Raw genomic sequence first — 15,104 nt, 5'->3', positions numbered from 1 at the left:
CCATGGCCAAGACGATACGCTTCAACGCCTTCCAGATGAATACCGTCGGCCACCAGTCGCCGGGACTGTGGACGCATGCGCGCGACCGCAGCCACCGCTATACGGATCCTGCGCACTGGACGGAGCTGGCGCGCCTGCTGGAAGCGGGCCTGTTCGACGCGGTGTTCCTGGCCGACGTGCTGGGCGTGTATGACGTGTACCGGGGCAGCCTCGATGCGGCCCTGGAACACGGCGTGCAGGTACCGCTGAACGACCCGCTGGCCCTCGTGCCCATCATGGCGCAAGCCACCACGCACCTGGGCTTCGGCGTCACCTGCGCCCTCACCTACGAACATCCGTACACGTTCGCGCGGCGCATCTCCACCCTCGACCACCTGACGGGTGGACGCATCGGCTGGAATATCGTTACCGGCTATTTAGACAGCGCGGCGCGCAACCTGGGCTTGCAACAGCAGCTGGGCCACGACGAACGCTACGACCTGGCCGACGAATACCTGGAAGTCGTCTACAAGCTGTGGGAAAAAAGCTGGGACGACGACGCCGTCGTCAACGACAAGGCGCGCGCAATCTACGCCGATCCGGCCAAGGTACATCCGATCAACCATGCCGGGCGCCACTACCAGGTGCCCGGCATCCATCTGTGCGAGCCGTCGCCGCAGCGCACGCCGCTGCTGTACCAGGCGGGCACCTCGCCGCGCGGCACGCGATTTGCGGCGCGCCATGCGGAAGCCACGTTTGTCAGTGGCCCCAGCAAGACGGTAGTGAAACGCTACGCCGACGACCTGCGCGCCGCCGTGCGGCTGGCCGGACGCGATGGCGACGCGCTGCTGATCTACGCCCAGGCGCTGATCATAACGGACGCCACGGAAGCCGAGGCACGCGCCAAACACGCCGACTATCTGCGCCACGTCAATATCGAGGCGGCGCTGGTGCTGCTGTCGGGCTGGACGGGCGTCGATTTCAGCCGCTACCCGCTCGACGCCACCATCGACTACATCGATTCCCCGGCCGGGCGCTCGGCGCTGGCCTCGTTCAGCCAGGCCGACCCGAATCGCACGTGGACGGTGCGCGAGGCAGCCGAATACATCGGCCTGGGCGGGCGCGGCCCCGTGCTGGTGGGCGATGCGCGCCAGGTGGCCGACCAGCTGGAAGCGTGGCTGGACGAGACGGGCATCGACGGCTTCAATCTCGCCTTCGCCGTGGCGCACGACAGCATGGCCGACGTGGTGACCCACATCGTGCCGGAACTGCAGCGGCGCGGCCGCTACCGCACCGCCTACGAGGAAGGCACCCTGCGCCACAAGGTCTTCGGCCAGGGTCCGCGCCTGCCGGCCGATCACGCGGGGCGCCAGGTCAGCATCGCGCCAGACGAGGCCACGCTCGCCGCGGCCTGAACGCCGCCCGCGTCCCCGCGGGCATTTGCATCCAGACCCGTTCCGTGTCAGCATACGCCACCTTGGCAACACGGATAAGGATCGCAATGCCCCCCACTCTTACACGCGCGCTGGCAGTGGCGCTGCTGGCAGGCCATGGCGCCCTGGCATTGGCGCAGGAGCCAGCCACGCCGCCGACGCCTGGCTGCGACGTCTGCGCCGCCTGGAATGCCGACCAGACGCCGTTCCGCATCTTCGGCAATACCTATTATGTGGGCGTGAAAGGCCTCAGTTCCGTGCTCATCACGTCACCGCAGGGCCATGTGCTGATCGACGGCGGCTTGCCGGAATCGGCGCCGAAGATCATCGCCAACATCGGCGCGCTGGGTTTTCGCATCGAGGATGTCAAGCTGATACTCAATTCGCACGGTCATATCGACCATGCGGGCGGCCTGGCCGAACTGCAGCGGCGCAGCAATGCGCTGGTGGCCGCCAGCCCGTCGGCCGCGCTGGATCTGGCGTCGGGCGAAGTGGGGCCGGACGACCCGCAATACCACGCGCTGCCCAAGTACCCGCCCGTGAAGGACATGCGCCTGGCGCGCGACGGCGGCCAGTTCAATGTCGGCCCCATTCAACTGACGGCGCACGCCACGCCGGGCCACACGCCCGGAGGCCTGAGCTGGACGTGGCAATCGTGCGACGGCCCCCGCTGCCTGAACATGGTCTACGCGGACAGTCTCAACGCCGTTTCGCGCCCCGGCTTCAAGTTCAGCGCCAGCAGCGAGTATCCGAACGCGGTGGACGACCTGCGCCGCAGCTTCGAGACCCTGGAACAACTGCCTTGCGACGTGCTGATCTCCGCCCATCCGGAGGCGTCGCAGCTATGGGAACGGCTGGAGGCGAGCGCCACGGCCGGCAGCGAGGCCTTCGTCGACCAGCAAGCCTGCCGCGCCTACGCGGCGGCGGCGCGCACCTTGCTCGAGGCGCGGCTGGAGCAGGAGCGGTAGGCTTGTCAACCGTGCACGCTGGCGCGGCGCCGATCTGCTAATCTGGCGCCATTCATTTGAAGAAGGAAATGCCATGTTCAATATCGCCAGACTGATCCCCCTCGCCGCCATCGTCGCCATCACGGCCGGCTGCGCGCAAACGCCCGTGCGCAGCGACGCTGCCGCCGCCGCGCCAGGCGCCACCTCGCCCGCCAAGCCGGCGCCGAAGCTGACGGGCACGCAGTGGAAGCTGAAGGAATTGAAGGGCAAGAAAATCGTGCGCAAGGCGCCCGAGCAGCGCGAAGTGACCCTGCTGCTGGCCGAAGGCCGCGCCGCTGGCCACAGCGGCTGCAACCAGATGATGGGCGGCTACACCAGCGATGGCGTCAGCACCCTGTCCTTCGGGCAGATGGCCGGCACCATGATGATGTGCCAGCCGCAGGACATGGATCTCGAACGCGAACTCCTGACCACCCTGGGCGAAGTCAATGGCTACCGCTATGCGGACCAGGAATTGCTGCTGCTGAAGGATGGCGTGCCCGTGGCGCGGTATGAAGCGCTGACGGTGAAGTAAGGTTTTTGCAAAGCCAGGCGCCACGCCAAAGCTGTGGGGTCAGACCGCCGGGTCTGACCCCAGCCTTAGCTCTGGGCTTACTCCCCTTTCGCCACACCTAATCGTTGCGCATCTGCGCCTGCGATACGTTACTCTCAGGCGGCACGCTCTGCGTCAGCCACACATTCCCCCCGATGGTCGATCCCGCGCCGATGGTGATGCGCCCCAGCACGGTCGCGCCCGCGTAGATGACCACGTCGTCCTCGACGATGGGGTGGCGCGGCGTGCCCTTGATCAGCGCGCCGGAAGCATCGGCGGGAAAACGCTTGGCGCCCAGGGTGACGGCCTGGTACAAACGCACGCGCTGGCCGATGATGGCCGTCTCGCCGATCACCACGCCCGTGCCATGGTCGATGAAGAAGGAGGCGCCGATGTGCGCGCCCGGGTGGATGTCGATGCCCGTCAGGGTGTGCGCGATGTCGGCGATCAGGCGCGCCAGGAAAGGCGCACCGAGTAAATGCAGGCGGTGCGCCAGGCGATGGTACAGAATGGCGATGGTGCCCGGATAGCACAGCATGATCTCGGCCACCGAGGTGGCGGCCGGGTCGCCCGCGTAGGCGGCCTGCACGTCCGACACCAGCAGGGCGCGGATGTCGGGCAGGCTGGCGGCGAACGCGCGCGTGATGTCGCGCGCCTGCTGCGCCAGAGCCGCATCGTCGCTGGCGCCGTTCTGTTCATCGCCAGCTGGTATGGAAAATAGCAAGCCGCGCCGCACCTGCTCGCTGAGGCGGTTCAGGGTGGTGTTCAGGGTATCGCCGACAAAATAGTCGATGCTTTCATCGGTCAGATTCGGCCGTCCGTAATGCGTGGGGAACAGGGCCGCCGACAGGCCGTTGACGATGGTGGTGAGCGCTTCGCGCGACGGCAGTTCGCGCACCCTGCCGTTATGGCGGATCTTGTGCTTGTCTTCGCGCGAGCTGCGCAAGGCCTGGATCACGGGTCCCAGGTTCCACTGGGCCGTGTCGTCGGCGGGCGCCGCGGGATAAATGCTGTGCATGGCGTATCACTTCCAGAAAATGGCAAACAAGCCGGGTCGCCCCAGCTTAGCGGTGACGGCAAGCGATGCAAACGAAGAATTTCAAGGTTCTATATGCGAAAAACGCATATAGATGGCAAACCGCCGCGGCACCGGACCCGATTCCAGCCACTAGCGTAAAATGACGGACTAACAAAAACACTCTTCAACATGACTAAATTATTAACCTGGATTTTGGCGGGCCTGGCGATGGTCGGACCGCTTGCAATTGACACCTATCTGCCGTCTTTCCCCGCCATCACGCAAGATTTCAATGCCAGCCCCCTGCTGGTGCAGCAAACCCTGAGCTTTTTCCTGTTCACGTTCGCCTTCATGATGCTGTTTTACGGCACCCTGTCCGATTCGTTCGGCCGCCGTCCCGTGATTCTCGTCTCGCTGGTGCTGTATGTGATCGCCTCCGTGGGCGCCGCGCTGGCGCCGTCGCTGGGCTGGCTGCTGGCCTGGCGCGTGCTGCAGGGACTGTCGGCAGGCGCCGGCTCCGTGATCGGCCGCGCCATCGTGCAAGACCGCTATTCGGGCGCCGCCGCGCAAAAAATCCTCTCGCACATCATGATGGTGTTCGCGCTGGCGCCGGCCATCGCGCCCGTGCTGGGCGGCTGGCTGCAGGTCAGCCTGGGCTGGCGCTGGATTTTCTGGTTCCTGACGGCCTTCGGCGTGCTGATGTTCGTCGTCGTCTGGCGCGCGCTGCCGGAAAGCCTGCCCAAGGAACAGCGCCACGCCTTCCACCTGGGCGACATCGCCGTCAATTACTGGAAAGTGCTGTGCCACCGCCAGTTCCTGCTGCTGTCGACGGCCATCGGCGCGGCGTTTGGCGGCTTCGCGCTGTACATCGGCTCGGCCGCCTACTTCATCATCAACATCCTGCACCTGCCGGAAACGGCCTTCGCCTGGCTGTTCATTCCTTTGATCAGCGGCATGGTGTTCGGTTCGGCCCTGTCGGCGAAAATCGCCCACCGCTACAGCCAGCGCCAGATGATCTGGGCCGGCTTCATCCTGATGCTGGTCGCCGCGCTGGCCAACATCGGCTATAACTACTTCTTTGCGGCCGAAGTGCCGTGGGCCGTGCTGCCATTGTTCTTCTACTCGTTCGCCCTGTCCATCGCCATGCCGCCGATGACCCTGATGGCCCTGAACCACTTCCCCAACAACAGCGGCCTGGCGTCGTCGATGCAATCGTTCATCCAGATGCTGCTGTTCGCGCTGGTCTCGGGCCTGGTGGCGCCGCTGCTGTTCGACAGCGCGCTGAATCTGGCGTATGGCGTGATGGCGGGGCTGCTGGTGAGTTTGGTTTGCTGGGTGTTTGCGCAGGGCAAGAAAGCGGAAGTGGTCAAGCAGTAACTTTTACAGCGGATTTTTCAGGACGGGGGCACCTGAAAAACGTTCAGGACAAGGCGCCGTGCCGCAGGCAGTACGCTAGTACGGCCAGGCACGGCAACGCAGTCATGGACGTTTTCTCAGGCGCTCCTCAAGGCCAGGGGGCTGGCGTCACATCCAGATATTGCGCCCCGCCCTGCTCCGGTTCCGCCGCATGCTGCTGCGCCGGCTGGTTCAAGGAACCTGCCGGCGAGCGCAAACTCAATATCTCCTTGCGCGTCTCGACGAAATCGGCGGAACTCAAGGGATGCTGCTGGTCCGGCCAGTGGCTGACGGCCCATTCCTGCAAGGCTTCAAAACGCCGCCACAGTTCCGCGATGAATTCGCGGCGCGCTTCTTCCTGCTGCTGCGGCGTCTTTTCCATTACTTCGCTGATATTGACTTCCATGGCTATTCCTCCGCTGACAGTGTCTTGCCAGACTACGCAGGGGCAGGCCAGGCGTCTGTTCGCGAACGAACACACAGTTATTCGGGCATCTTGCGGAAACCCACGGCCAGGCGGTTCCAGGTATTGATGGAGCCGATGGCCAGGGTGACGTTGACCATTTCTGCCGGCGTCAATTGTTCCGCCAGCGCCGCGTACACGTCATCGGGCGCCTGGGTTTGCGGCAGCAGGGTCAGCGCTTCCGTCCAGGCCAGCACGGCCCGTTCGCGCGGCGTGAAGAACGGCGTTTCGCGCCAGACGGAGACGGCATACAGGCGGCGCTCCGTTTCGCCCGCCTTGCGCGCGTCGCTCGTGTGCATGTCCACGCAAAAAGCGCAGCCATTGATTTGCGAGGCGCGCAGGCGGATCAGCTCGAGCAGCGTGTGTTCCACGCCCAGTTTGGCGATCGCCGCTTCCAGCGCATACATGGCCTTGACGGCGTCGGGCGAAGCTTGCGTGAAGTCGAGTCGTTGCTGTGTCATGATGTATTCCTTAATAATGAGAGATGCGCCATTGTAGAAGCGCGAATAACGCGCGCGGCAGGCCAATCCCGCCGAAAAACGGCAGACCACCTACAGATACTCCATGGAATTACATATCCTGATCGACGGCACGCGCGACCTGGGCGGCCAGCTGTACCGCCAGCTCAGCGCAGCCATCCGCTCGGGCCGCCTGACGGACGGCCAGCAATTGCCGCCTTCGCGCCTGCTGGCCAGCCAACTGGGCCTGTCGCGCAAGACGGTGTCCGACGTGTATGACAAGCTCGGCTATGAAAAGCTGCTGGTAGGAAAAGTCGGCGTGGGCAGCTTCGTGCAGACGCCGCATGCCTCGCCGCAGCGGCGCCATGCCAGCACGCCGCTGGCCAGCGCGCAGCGCATCGCCCGCTGGGAAGCGACGCCCACGCCCCTGCGGCGCGCCAGCCAGGAAGAGCCGGCGCGCTACGCCTTCATCGGCGGACGCGCCACGCCAGCGCATTTCCCGCAGGATGCATGGCGCGCCTGCATGCTGCATGCGCTGCGCCAGAGCGGCCAGGCGCGCGGCCGCTACGGCCCCGTGGAGGGTTTGCCGGCCTTGCGCGCGGCGATTGCCGGTCATGCCGCCTTCAGCCGCGGCATCCATTGCACCGAGGAGCAAGTACTCGTCACCAGCGGCGCGCAGCAAGCCTTGCACCTGCTCGCGCTGACCCTGCTGGAACCGGGCGACACGGTTGCCGTGGAAGAACCCGGCTATCCGGTGGCGCGCGCCGTGTTCGCCAGCCTGGGCGCGCGCGTGGTGGGCATCGAAGTGGACGAGGATGGCCTTGTCGTCGCGCAAATCCCGGACGGCACGCGCTTGATCTATGTCACGCCCGCCCATCAATTTCCGCTCGGCATGCCGATGAGCCTGGCGCGCCGCCATGCATTGCTGGAACGGGCGCACCAACTGGGCGCCATCATCATCGAAGACGATTACGACAGCGCCTTCCGCTACGAAGGCCGGCCCGAGGATTCCCTGCAAAGCATGGACCGCTATGGCGTCGTCGCCCACGTGGGCAGCTTTTCCAAGATCATGCTGCCGGAATTACGCCTGGGCTATGTTGTGCTGCCGCAAGCCCTCGTGGCCGCCATGCAGACGGTGAAATACCTGAGCGATTGCCACACGGCCAGTCTGAGCCAGCATGCGCTGGCCAGGTTCATCCTGGACGGCCATTTGCTGCGGCATATCCGCCGCTGCCATGACATTTATGCGGGGCGCCGCGAGCGGCTGCTGCACTGGTTCAACGGCCCCTTGGCGCCGTGGTTCCGCCTGGTGCCGGCCAGCGCCGGCTTCCACGTGGCGGCGCTGGCGCAGGCACCGCTCGATATCGCCGAATTGCTGCGCCGGGCACGCCTGGCCGACGTCAGTCTGTATGCGCTGGCCAGCTTTTACCACGGCCCCGCCCGCCACGAAGGCCTGTTCCTCGGCTATGGCGCCATCGACAAGCTCGATATCGACACGGCGCTGGCCAGGGTGCTGGCGATCCTGCAAGAGATGGCGCCCTTGCCCCTCAGCGGGGTTGCCAGCGATAGTGCCCCGTGATCGGATAGCTGAATAAAATATTTTCCTCGCGCGCGCCCTCGCCGATGTTGTGGATGATCAGCGGCACGCCGCTCCACGACTGCTTGTCGCTGACGATGCCGATGTGGGTCAGGTTGCGCGGCAGGCGCCAGGTGACGATGTCGCCCGCGCGGTAAGCACTCGCTTGCGTGGCTGGAGGCAGGCTGGTGCCGTGGCGGGCAAAGTAGGTACCCAGGTTCGGCACGCGCCGGTGGTCGATATTGCGGTCCGGCCCCTTCATCTGCCAGCGCCCCTGCTGCTGGTACACCTGCCATGCCTTGCGCATGTCTTCGTGCACCAGCACCTGCAAATCCTGCCCAAGTTTACGGTAGGCACGCACGACCACGTCCGTGCACACGCCCCGCTCGAGCGGCACGTCGCCGCCCGGATAGGCGAGGCGCTCATAGCGCGGGTCGTACTGCAGGGTCACGCCCACCTGGCTGCGGGCGGCGGCAACCAGCGCTTGCGGGGTGGCAAGGGCTGCCGACGCCAGCATGGGCGCCAGGGCAAGCATCAGGGTGGAAAGCAGTTTGATTGGCATCAACGTCGATAATCGGATGGAAATGCCAACTTTACCTCAGCGGCAAGGAAAACGTCGGACGCTTAGACGGCGGCCAGCTGCGCCAGGTGGGCAGGGAAATCCACGGCCGGGCCAGCCGCATTGATGGTATCAAAATAATCATGCCAGCCCGTGGCGGCGATACCGGCCAGCAAGGCGTCGAGTGCTGCCTCGTCCGGGAAGCGCCAGACGGCATAGAATTGCTGGGCAGCCGCATGCAGCTTGCCGCCATCGACGGCGCCCATGGCCAGCGCTTCGGCGCCCGTGCCCAACAAGGCGGCCATGCCGGCGCCCACGGTGGCGAAATACGCCTGGCGCGCGGCGCCGTCGAGGGCCAGCCAGGCCGGTTTCGGGCTGTACAGTTCCAACAGATAATGCATGTTTTTCCTCCAAACAATTAAGAAAGTGAACGCTGGGCCCGCTTGCAAATGCGGGCCGTGGCGGCAACAGGGCTTTCCAGCAGCCATTGCGCGCACAGGCTGCGCACCCAGTCCGGCCGGCTCTTGGCCGCATCGTTGAGCCAGTTGGCCACGGAATCCTGCACGTAGACGGCCGGGTCGGCGCGCAGGGGCTGCAACAGGGACAAGGCCAGCTGCGGCTCTTCCTTCAGCTCGGCAATGTGCGCACACCACACGCCGCGCGGGCGCAGCGCTTCGCAGGCAAAGCGCCGCACTCTTTCCGACGGGTCCGCCGTCCATGGCGCCAGCAGCGCGATGGCGTCAGGCAAATGCTCGGCCAGCCGGGGCCGCAGCGCCAGCCAGGCCCATTCGCGCACGCCGAAGTGACCATCGTCGGCCAGCGGCCGCATGGCGGCCAGCTGTTGCGGCAAGGTCAAGCCGGGTTGGTCGGCGATGGCAAAGCAGGCCCAGCCGCGCACCGTGTCGGAAACATGGCCTTGCAATTGAGCCAGGTCAACGTTGGCATCGAGCAGCAATTGCCCAGCCAGCAGCATGCGCTTGGTGATACCCGCGGCGGCCTGGGCCCGCATTTGTTCCAGCCGTGCCCCGCCGATAGCGGGCACGGCGGCAGCCAGCAACTGGGCAAAATCGATGGCCAACCCTTCCGTCAGGGTGGTGCTGGCCACCATTCCCTGGTTCAGCAGGGCCAGGCGGGCGGGAGCGATATCGGCGACGCCACGGCTCATGCAGCACCCTGCATTTCACCCTTATCCGTCTTGCGCCAGGCTTTTTCCAGCAATCCACTCAACAACTGCATTTCTTCTGGCGTGAAATCGGCAAACAGGCTGGCGATCCACTGCGCGTGCTCATCGACCAGGGTGGCGGCAGCCATGTTTCCCTTGGCACTCAGGCGCACCAGCAGCTTGCGCCGGTCGAACTGGTCCGCGTGGCGCGCCAGGAAACCGTCGCGTTCGAGGCCGTCGAGCAAGCCCGTGATGGTGCCGCGCGTCACGCCGGCCCGCTCGGCCAGTTCGTGCGGGGAGAGCCCCTCGGGCACGTCGCGCAGCAAGGACAGCAAGACAAACTTGCCTTCCGACAAGCCATGCCGGCCCAGGCGCGTGGCGCAATCGCCATCGATGGCGGACGCCAGCCCCAGCACTTCAAAGCACAGGCGCAGCCTCCCGATGGATGCGGGCAGATCCGCGCCGAGCGCGCGGCGCTGGACGTCACCGAGCAGGGCCGTGTATTTCTGTGCGAGTTTTATCATATGGCACAATATAATATGGCACCATATTAAATGTCAAATGGAAAACCTGAACGGCTTTCCCCTGCGCCTAGAAATGCGCCTTGCCCCTTGCCCACGCGATGATGGCATTCGCATCGATGGCGCCCGGCTGGCGCGCCACTTCCACGCCGCGCAAAAACAGGGCCAGGGTGGGAATGCTGCGGATATTGAAACGGCTGCCCAGGTCAGGCGACGCTTCCGTATTCACCTTGACGACGCGGAACGCCGGTTCCAGGGTCCTGGCGGCTTGCACATAGAATGGCGCCATGCTGCGGCACGGGCCGCACCACGGCGCCCAGAAGTCGACCAGCACGGGAATGTCGCTGCGCGCGATATGCTTGAGGAAACGGGCGCTGGCCAGGTCCACGGGCTGGCCCGTAAACAAATCCTTCTGGCACTTGCCGCAGGTGGGCTGCTCCGTGAGCCGGGCGGCCGGCAGGCGGTTGACGGCGTCGCAATGGGGGCACACGATGTGCAGCGAGTCTGGCGTGGTCGAGGTCATGGCATTCCTGGATGCAAGCTGGTTAAAGCGCTCAATCAGGCATTCTACGGCGATTCGCGCCGGCCATGGCGGCGCGCACAACAGACAATTGTTGCTTGACCATAAATACTACAGAATAGGCATCATTGCCCGATTGCTGTACCCTGCCCGGGACGACACCGCCAGCCCACGCGAGGAAACCCATGCACATGACCGCTCCCCCGGCGCACGCCGCGCTCGACGCCATCCTGGCACGCCAGCGCGCCGCCTGCCTGGCGCACCCCATTCCCACGTTCGCCGAGCGCAAGCGCGACCTGCAAACCCTGCAGCGCTATATCCGCGACCACAAGCTGGCATTGTGCGAGGCGATCAACGCCGACTATGGCAACCGTTCCCACCACGAAACCTTGCTGGCGGAGATATTCCCCGCCATCGACGGCATCGATCATGTACTGAAAAAGTTGAAAAAATGGATGCAGCCGCAGCGCCGCAGTGTGGACTGGCGCAATTTCCCGGGCGCCCGCAACCGCGTCATTCCCCAGCCGCTGGGCGTGGTGGGCGTCATCGTGCCGTGGAATTTCCCCGTCAACCTGAGTCTGGTGCCCTTGACCTACATCTTTGCCGCCGGCAACCGCGCCATGGTCAAGATGAGCGAGAACTCGCGCCACCTGGCCCGGCTGCTGATCGAGACCATGCCCGCCTATTTCCCGCCGGAAAAGCTGCAGTTTGTTGACGAGACGGGCGGCGTAGGTATTGCGTTTTCACAACTGCCGTTCGACCACCTGCTGTTTACAGGGTCCGGCCAGACGGGCCGCGCCGTCATGGCGGCGGCCGCACAGAATCTGTGCCCCGTCACGCTGGAGCTGGGCGGCAAGGCGCCGGCCATCGTCTGCGCCGATTTCGACGTGCGCACGGCTGCCGAGCGCATCCTGTTCGTCAAATACCTGAACGCGGGGCAAATCTGCACCAGCGTCGACCACGCCTGGCTGCCCGAGGCCGGCATCGCCGCCTTCGTCGAGCATGCGCGCCGGATCATGCCCACGCGCTACCCGCGGCTCGATACGCCCGATTACACGTCCATCATCGACGAAGCCGCCTTTGAGCGCCTGCTGCAGGCGCTGGATGAAGCGCGGGAACGGGGCGCGCAAGTGATTTCGCTGCTGCCGGGGCCGGCGTACGACCGCGCCACGCGCAAGATCGCGCCGCACATCGTGCTGGGCGCGCCCGAAGACAGCCTGCTGCTGACGCGGGAAATCTTCGGCCCCATCCTGCCCCTGCGCGGCTATGCCGATCTGGACACGGTGATCGCCAGCATCAACGGGGGGCCGCGCCCGCTGGCCATCTATCCTTTCAGCAACGACAAGCAGACCGTGCAGATGCTGATCGACACGGTGATGTCGGGCGGCGTGTCCGTCAACGACGCCCTGTTCCACGTGGGCCAGCACGACTTGCCCTTCGGCGGCGTGGGGGAGTCCGGCATGGGCCACTACCACGGCGTCGAAGGTTTTCACACTTTCAGCAAGCTGCGCCCCGTGTTCTACCAGGCGCGCTACAGCGCCCTGGCACTGCTGCGGCCGCCATATGGCAAGCTGGCCAGCCGCGTATTGAACTTCCTGACCCGCTGATTACAGGAACAGCGAGGCGGCGATGGCCCACATGACGAGGGCAATGATGCCGTCGAGCACGCGCCAGGCCATGGGCTTGGCAAACACGGGCGCCAGGTAGCGGGCGCCAAAGCCCAGCAGGAAGAACCACAGGGCCGAGGCCATGATGGCGCCGCCGGCGAAGTAGAAACGTCCCACGCCTTCATGCTGGCCGCCGATCGAACCGAGCAGAATGACCGTGTCGAGGAAGGCGTGCGGGTTCAGCAAGCTGAACGCGAGCGCCGCGCCGATCACGGCCCAGTAGCCTTCAGGCGCCTTGGCGGCCGATACCGTCATGGCCGTCGGGCGCCAGGCCGACTTGGCGGCGCGCAAGCCGTAGGCGATCAGGAAGGTGGCGCCGCCGGCCTTGGCCCACAACAGGAAATTGGGGTTGTCGGCAATAAAAGTGCCCATGCCGGCCACGCCGGCCGTGATTAAAATCGCATCGCACAACAGGCAGACGAGGATGCAGGTGAGCACGTAATGGCGTTTCAAGCCCTGTTTGAGCAAGAAGGCGTTTTGCGTGCCGATGGCCACGATCAGGCTCGCCCCGAGCCCCATGCCTTTCAAGAAAATTGCGCTGTCCATATCGATTCCTTTCCATTGCTTTCCATCACGCGCACGGCCGCCCACGCTCTGCCGGCAACGGCAAAGTCATCAGAGGTAGGTGGAGGGTGGTGCGGAACCAGGGGGACCGCGCGGGAGAGTGGAGTTGTTACCCTATTTCAACAGTGTAAAGAAAAAGTAAATATAAGTATAATGAATGATTCTAACCATATATAAGAGAAACTTATGCGCGTCGTCGACTACCGTGGATTGGCCGCCCTCGACGCCGTGATTGGCCTGGGCAGCTTTGAAAAGGCGGCGCAAGCGCTGGCGATCAGCCAGCCGGCCGTGTCGCAGCGCATCCGCACCCTGGAAAACCTGGAAGGCACGTTATTGATCATCCGCAGCCACCCGCCCCTGCCCACGGAAGCGGGCCAGCGCCTGATCGCCCATTACCGCCAAGTCAAGCTGCTTGAAGCGGCGCTCGACGCCCAGCCTGGTCCCACCACGCAATTGCCGGAACTGGCCATCGCCGTCAACGCCGACAGCGCCGCCACGTGGATCCCGGAAGCGCTGGGGCCGCTGCTGTCGCCGCCGTCCTGCCTGCTCGACATCCGCCTCGACGACCAGGACCACACCCTGAGCCAGCTGCGCGAAGGCCGGGTGTTTGCCTGCGTCACCAGCGCCAACGACCTGGTGGCGGGCACCACGGCCACGCCGCTGGGCGGCATGCGCTACCTGTGCGTGGCCTCGCCCGCATTCGCCCGGCAGTGGTTTCCCCATGGATTTACGGTGGAAGCCGTCAGCCAGGCGCCCGCCATCACGTTCGGCAGCAAGGATGCCCTGCACGAACGCTACCTGCAGCACCGGCTCGGCTACGCGGGCCGCTATCCACACCATGTGCTCGGTTCGGCGCGCGACTTCGTGCGCTTCATCGAAGCGGGCTATGCCTATGGCATGGTGCCCCTGCTGCAGGCGGAAACGGCGCTGGCCGCCGGCCGGCTGGTCGACGTGGCCGCAGGGCAGGCGCTCGACGTGCCCCTGACCTGGCATGCCTGGGATATCCAGACGCCCCTCACGCGCACCCTGTCGGACGCCGTCATCGCCACGGCCCGCAAATGGCTGCTGCAAGACAACATTGTTTCTGAATAATTTCTATGCCACTGCAACAACTCCTGCCCGCCGCGCCCCGCTTGGCCTACACTGCAACCATACTGCACAACGACAAGGGGCCGGCATGACGATCGTGCGCAACACTCTGCTGGGCTTGCTGGCGACGCTGCCCCTGGCCGCCGGCCTGATCGCCTGCTCGCCCTTGACGGCCATCAATGCCCTGTCGTCCGGCAGCGCCTCGAAGGTGACGCGGGGCCTGGTCTACGGCCCCCTGCCCCGGCAAAAACTCGATGTCTATGCCCCAAAAAGCCGCACGGGGCCCGTGCCCGTCGTGGTGTTCTTTTATGGCGGCAACTGGACTTCCGGCGAGCGCGCCGACTATGCCTTCGTTGGCCATGCACTGGCCGCGCGCGGCTACCTGGCCGTGATCGCCGACTACCGACTGTATCCGGACGTGCACTACCCCGAAATCCTGCAGGATGCGGCCCGCGCCGTGGCCTGGGCCGCTATGGAGTCGAGCCGCCATGGCGGCGACCCCGCGCGTTTGTTCGTCATGGGCCATAGCGCCGGCGCCTACAATGCGGCGATGCTGGCGCTCGACGCCAGCCTGCTGGCGCGCCACGGCATGCGCCCGCACGACTTGCGCGGCTGGATAGGCCTGGCCGGCCCCTATGATTTTTTGCCCATCGAGAACACCACGACCCGGCCCGTCTTCTTTTACCCGGACACGCCCGCCGCTTCGCAACCCATCCACCACGTGACGGCCGATGCCCCGCCCGCCCTGCTGATCGCGCCCCAGCCCGGCCAGGACAAGCTGGTCAATCCGCAGCGCAACACGGGCGGCCTGGCCAAGGCCTTGCGGGCGCTGAACAGGCCCGTGACGGAAATGTATTTCGGCAAGGTCAGCCATACCACCCTGGTCGCCTCGCTGGCCGGCCCCTTGCGCATGCTGGCGCCCACGCTCGACGCCGTGAGCGCCTTTATCGATGCCAACAGCGCGGCGGACAAAACAGCGCACAATGCGGGCACGCCGCGAGACACGGCCAAGCCTGCATCCCCGGCCAGGCCGCAGCAGCCGGCAAGGGCGCAGGGCGCCGCCATGCATGCTGCCGCGGCGCGCGCTGACGAAAAAACGCCCGCCCCCTGAGGGACGGGCGCTCTGCCAGACCAATACGCGCGACGCTGCATGTCAACCAG

At 65.3% G+C, this 15,104-nt stretch carries 17 protein-coding genes; 8 read left to right on the top strand and 9 right to left on the bottom strand.

Going from position 1 to position 15,104, the window contains the following annotated elements:
* Window positions 1–2: 2 nt before the first annotated feature.
* The 3 genes from AC07X6_RS08920 (at window position 3) to AC07X6_RS08910 (ending at window position 2,933) form a co-directional block, all read left to right on the top strand.
* On the top strand, window positions 3–1,394 hold the full coding sequence (locus tag AC07X6_RS08920; RefSeq protein ID WP_494790714.1) for an LLM class flavin-dependent oxidoreductase: 1,392 nt from the start codon (window positions 3–5) through the stop codon (window positions 1,392–1,394).
* A gap of 86 nt (window positions 1,395–1,480) precedes the next feature.
* A complete protein-coding gene (bla, locus tag AC07X6_RS08915; RefSeq protein ID WP_494790713.1) occupies window positions 1,481–2,380 on the top strand; it encodes a subclass B3 metallo-beta-lactamase in 900 nt (299 codons plus the stop codon).
* A gap of 73 nt (window positions 2,381–2,453) precedes the next feature.
* Window positions 2,454–2,933, top strand: coding sequence for an META domain-containing protein (locus AC07X6_RS08910; RefSeq protein ID WP_494790712.1), 480 nt, complete (start codon window positions 2,454–2,456; stop codon window positions 2,931–2,933).
* Window positions 2,934–3,030: 97 nt separating this feature from the next.
* Here the strand turns inward: AC07X6_RS08910 and epsC are convergent, their stop codons facing one another.
* Window positions 3,031–3,969 (bottom strand): serine O-acetyltransferase EpsC, encoded by a 939-nt coding sequence (gene epsC / locus AC07X6_RS08905; RefSeq protein WP_494790711.1) that lies wholly within the window; start codon window positions 3,967–3,969, stop codon window positions 3,031–3,033.
* Between the two features lie 189 nt (window positions 3,970–4,158).
* On the opposite strand from epsC, the gene AC07X6_RS08900 reads away from it, so the two are divergent.
* A complete protein-coding gene (locus AC07X6_RS08900) occupies window positions 4,159–5,346 on the top strand; it encodes a multidrug effflux MFS transporter (protein WP_494790710.1) in 1,188 nt (395 codons plus the stop codon).
* 127 nt (window positions 5,347–5,473) lie between these two features.
* On the opposite strand, the gene AC07X6_RS08895 is transcribed toward AC07X6_RS08900, so the two are convergent.
* Window positions 5,474–5,770 carry a hypothetical protein gene (locus tag AC07X6_RS08895; RefSeq protein ID WP_230540888.1) on the bottom strand — a complete coding sequence of 99 codons (297 nt, stop codon included), beginning with the start codon at window positions 5,768–5,770 and terminating at the stop codon, window positions 5,474–5,476.
* A 77-nt stretch (window positions 5,771–5,847) separates the two neighbouring features.
* Window positions 5,848–6,288: a carboxymuconolactone decarboxylase family protein gene (locus AC07X6_RS08890; protein ID WP_494790709.1), complete on the bottom strand. Its 441-nt coding sequence runs from the start codon at window positions 6,286–6,288 to the stop codon at window positions 5,848–5,850.
* A gap of 103 nt (window positions 6,289–6,391) precedes the next feature.
* On the opposite strand from AC07X6_RS08890, the gene pdxR reads away from it, so the two are divergent.
* Window positions 6,392–7,864 (top strand): MocR-like pyridoxine biosynthesis transcription factor PdxR, encoded by a 1,473-nt coding sequence (gene pdxR, locus AC07X6_RS08885; protein ID WP_494790708.1) that lies wholly within the window; start codon window positions 6,392–6,394, stop codon window positions 7,862–7,864.
* Here pdxR and AC07X6_RS08880 read toward each other — a convergent pair.
* From AC07X6_RS08880 to trxC, 5 genes are all read right to left on the bottom strand, one after another.
* The gene (locus AC07X6_RS08880) at window positions 7,833–8,423 is read right to left on the bottom strand and encodes a DUF1287 domain-containing protein (protein ID WP_474290625.1); all 591 of its coding nucleotides are present in this window, start codon (window positions 8,421–8,423) and stop codon (window positions 7,833–7,835) included. The two genes, pdxR and AC07X6_RS08880, sit on opposite strands and share 32 nt — an antisense overlap.
* A 62-nt stretch (window positions 8,424–8,485) precedes the next feature.
* Window positions 8,486–8,821, bottom strand: a complete 336-nt coding sequence (locus AC07X6_RS08875; protein ID WP_494790707.1) for a DUF6616 family protein — start codon at window positions 8,819–8,821, stop codon at window positions 8,486–8,488.
* 17 nt (window positions 8,822–8,838) lie between these two features.
* Window positions 8,839–9,585 (bottom strand): HEAT repeat domain-containing protein, encoded by a 747-nt coding sequence (locus AC07X6_RS08870; RefSeq protein ID WP_494790706.1) that lies wholly within the window; start codon window positions 9,583–9,585, stop codon window positions 8,839–8,841.
* Window positions 9,582–10,103 carry a MarR family winged helix-turn-helix transcriptional regulator gene (locus tag AC07X6_RS08865; protein ID WP_230541024.1) on the bottom strand — a complete coding sequence of 174 codons (522 nt, stop codon included), beginning with the start codon at window positions 10,101–10,103 and terminating at the stop codon, window positions 9,582–9,584. The genes AC07X6_RS08870 and AC07X6_RS08865 overlap by 4 nt, the downstream gene beginning before the upstream one ends.
* 70 nt (window positions 10,104–10,173) lie before the next feature.
* The gene (gene trxC, locus AC07X6_RS08860) at window positions 10,174–10,626 is read right to left on the bottom strand and encodes a thioredoxin TrxC (RefSeq protein WP_494790705.1); all 453 of its coding nucleotides are present in this window, start codon (window positions 10,624–10,626) and stop codon (window positions 10,174–10,176) included.
* Window positions 10,627–10,814: 188 nt separating this feature from the next.
* Here trxC and AC07X6_RS08855 point away from each other — a divergent pair, with 188 nt between their 5' ends.
* Window positions 10,815–12,230 (top strand): coniferyl aldehyde dehydrogenase, encoded by a 1,416-nt coding sequence (locus tag AC07X6_RS08855; protein WP_494790704.1) that lies wholly within the window; start codon window positions 10,815–10,817, stop codon window positions 12,228–12,230.
* On the opposite strand, the gene AC07X6_RS08850 is transcribed toward AC07X6_RS08855, so the two are convergent.
* Window positions 12,231–12,836, bottom strand: a complete 606-nt coding sequence (locus tag AC07X6_RS08850) for a LysE/ArgO family amino acid transporter (protein ID WP_070312363.1) — start codon at window positions 12,834–12,836, stop codon at window positions 12,231–12,233.
* 204 nt (window positions 12,837–13,040) lie between these two features.
* Here AC07X6_RS08850 and AC07X6_RS08845 point away from each other — a divergent pair, with 204 nt between their 5' ends.
* Window positions 13,041–13,946 carry a LysR family transcriptional regulator ArgP gene (locus tag AC07X6_RS08845; protein ID WP_474290619.1) on the top strand — a complete coding sequence of 302 codons (906 nt, stop codon included), beginning with the start codon at window positions 13,041–13,043 and terminating at the stop codon, window positions 13,944–13,946.
* Window positions 13,947–14,031: 85 nt separating this feature from the next.
* Window positions 14,032–15,054: an alpha/beta hydrolase gene (locus AC07X6_RS08840; protein WP_494790703.1), complete on the top strand. Its 1,023-nt coding sequence runs from the start codon at window positions 14,032–14,034 to the stop codon at window positions 15,052–15,054.
* The last annotated feature ends 50 nt before the right edge of the window (window positions 15,055–15,104 follow it).

It is taken from the genome of Janthinobacterium sp. GW460-12-1-14-LB5, assembly GCF_059423585.1.
The sequence above is the reverse complement of the archived record's forward strand: the minus strand, read 5'-3'. Positions and strand labels throughout refer to the sequence as shown.

Bases quoted from the DNA above. Each gene is read 5' to 3' on its own strand.
- AC07X6_RS08880 (WP_474290625.1), bottom strand. From the start codon at position 8,423: ATGCCAATCAAACTGCTTTCCACCCTGATGCTTGCCCTGGCGCCCATG.
- AC07X6_RS08875 (WP_494790707.1), bottom strand. From the start codon at position 8,821: ATGCATTATCTGTTGGAACTGTACAGCCCGAAACCGGCCTGGCTGGCC.
- AC07X6_RS08895 (WP_230540888.1), bottom strand. From the start codon at position 5,770: ATGGAAGTCAATATCAGCGAAGTAATGGAAAAGACGCCGCAGCAGCAG.
- AC07X6_RS08890 (WP_494790709.1), bottom strand. From the start codon at position 6,288: ATGACACAGCAACGACTCGACTTCACGCAAGCTTCGCCCGACGCCGTC.
- AC07X6_RS08910 (WP_494790712.1), top strand. From the start codon at position 2,454: ATGTTCAATATCGCCAGACTGATCCCCCTCGCCGCCATCGTCGCCATC.
- AC07X6_RS08920 (WP_494790714.1), top strand. From the start codon at position 3: ATGGCCAAGACGATACGCTTCAACGCCTTCCAGATGAATACCGTCGGC.
- AC07X6_RS08850 (WP_070312363.1), bottom strand. From the start codon at position 12,836: ATGGACAGCGCAATTTTCTTGAAAGGCATGGGGCTCGGGGCGAGCCTG.
- epsC (WP_494790711.1), bottom strand. From the start codon at position 3,969: ATGCACAGCATTTATCCCGCGGCGCCCGCCGACGACACGGCCCAGTGG.
- AC07X6_RS08840 (WP_494790703.1), top strand. From the start codon at position 14,032: ATGACGATCGTGCGCAACACTCTGCTGGGCTTGCTGGCGACGCTGCCC.
- trxC (WP_494790705.1), bottom strand. From the start codon at position 10,626: ATGACCTCGACCACGCCAGACTCGCTGCACATCGTGTGCCCCCATTGC.
- AC07X6_RS08870 (WP_494790706.1), bottom strand. From the start codon at position 9,585: ATGAGCCGTGGCGTCGCCGATATCGCTCCCGCCCGCCTGGCCCTGCTG.
- AC07X6_RS08855 (WP_494790704.1), top strand. From the start codon at position 10,815: ATGACCGCTCCCCCGGCGCACGCCGCGCTCGACGCCATCCTGGCACGC.
- pdxR (WP_494790708.1), top strand. From the start codon at position 6,392: ATGGAATTACATATCCTGATCGACGGCACGCGCGACCTGGGCGGCCAG.
- AC07X6_RS08900 (WP_494790710.1), top strand. From the start codon at position 4,159: ATGACTAAATTATTAACCTGGATTTTGGCGGGCCTGGCGATGGTCGGA.
- AC07X6_RS08845 (WP_474290619.1), top strand. From the start codon at position 13,041: ATGCGCGTCGTCGACTACCGTGGATTGGCCGCCCTCGACGCCGTGATT.
- bla (WP_494790713.1), top strand. From the start codon at position 1,481: ATGCCCCCCACTCTTACACGCGCGCTGGCAGTGGCGCTGCTGGCAGGC.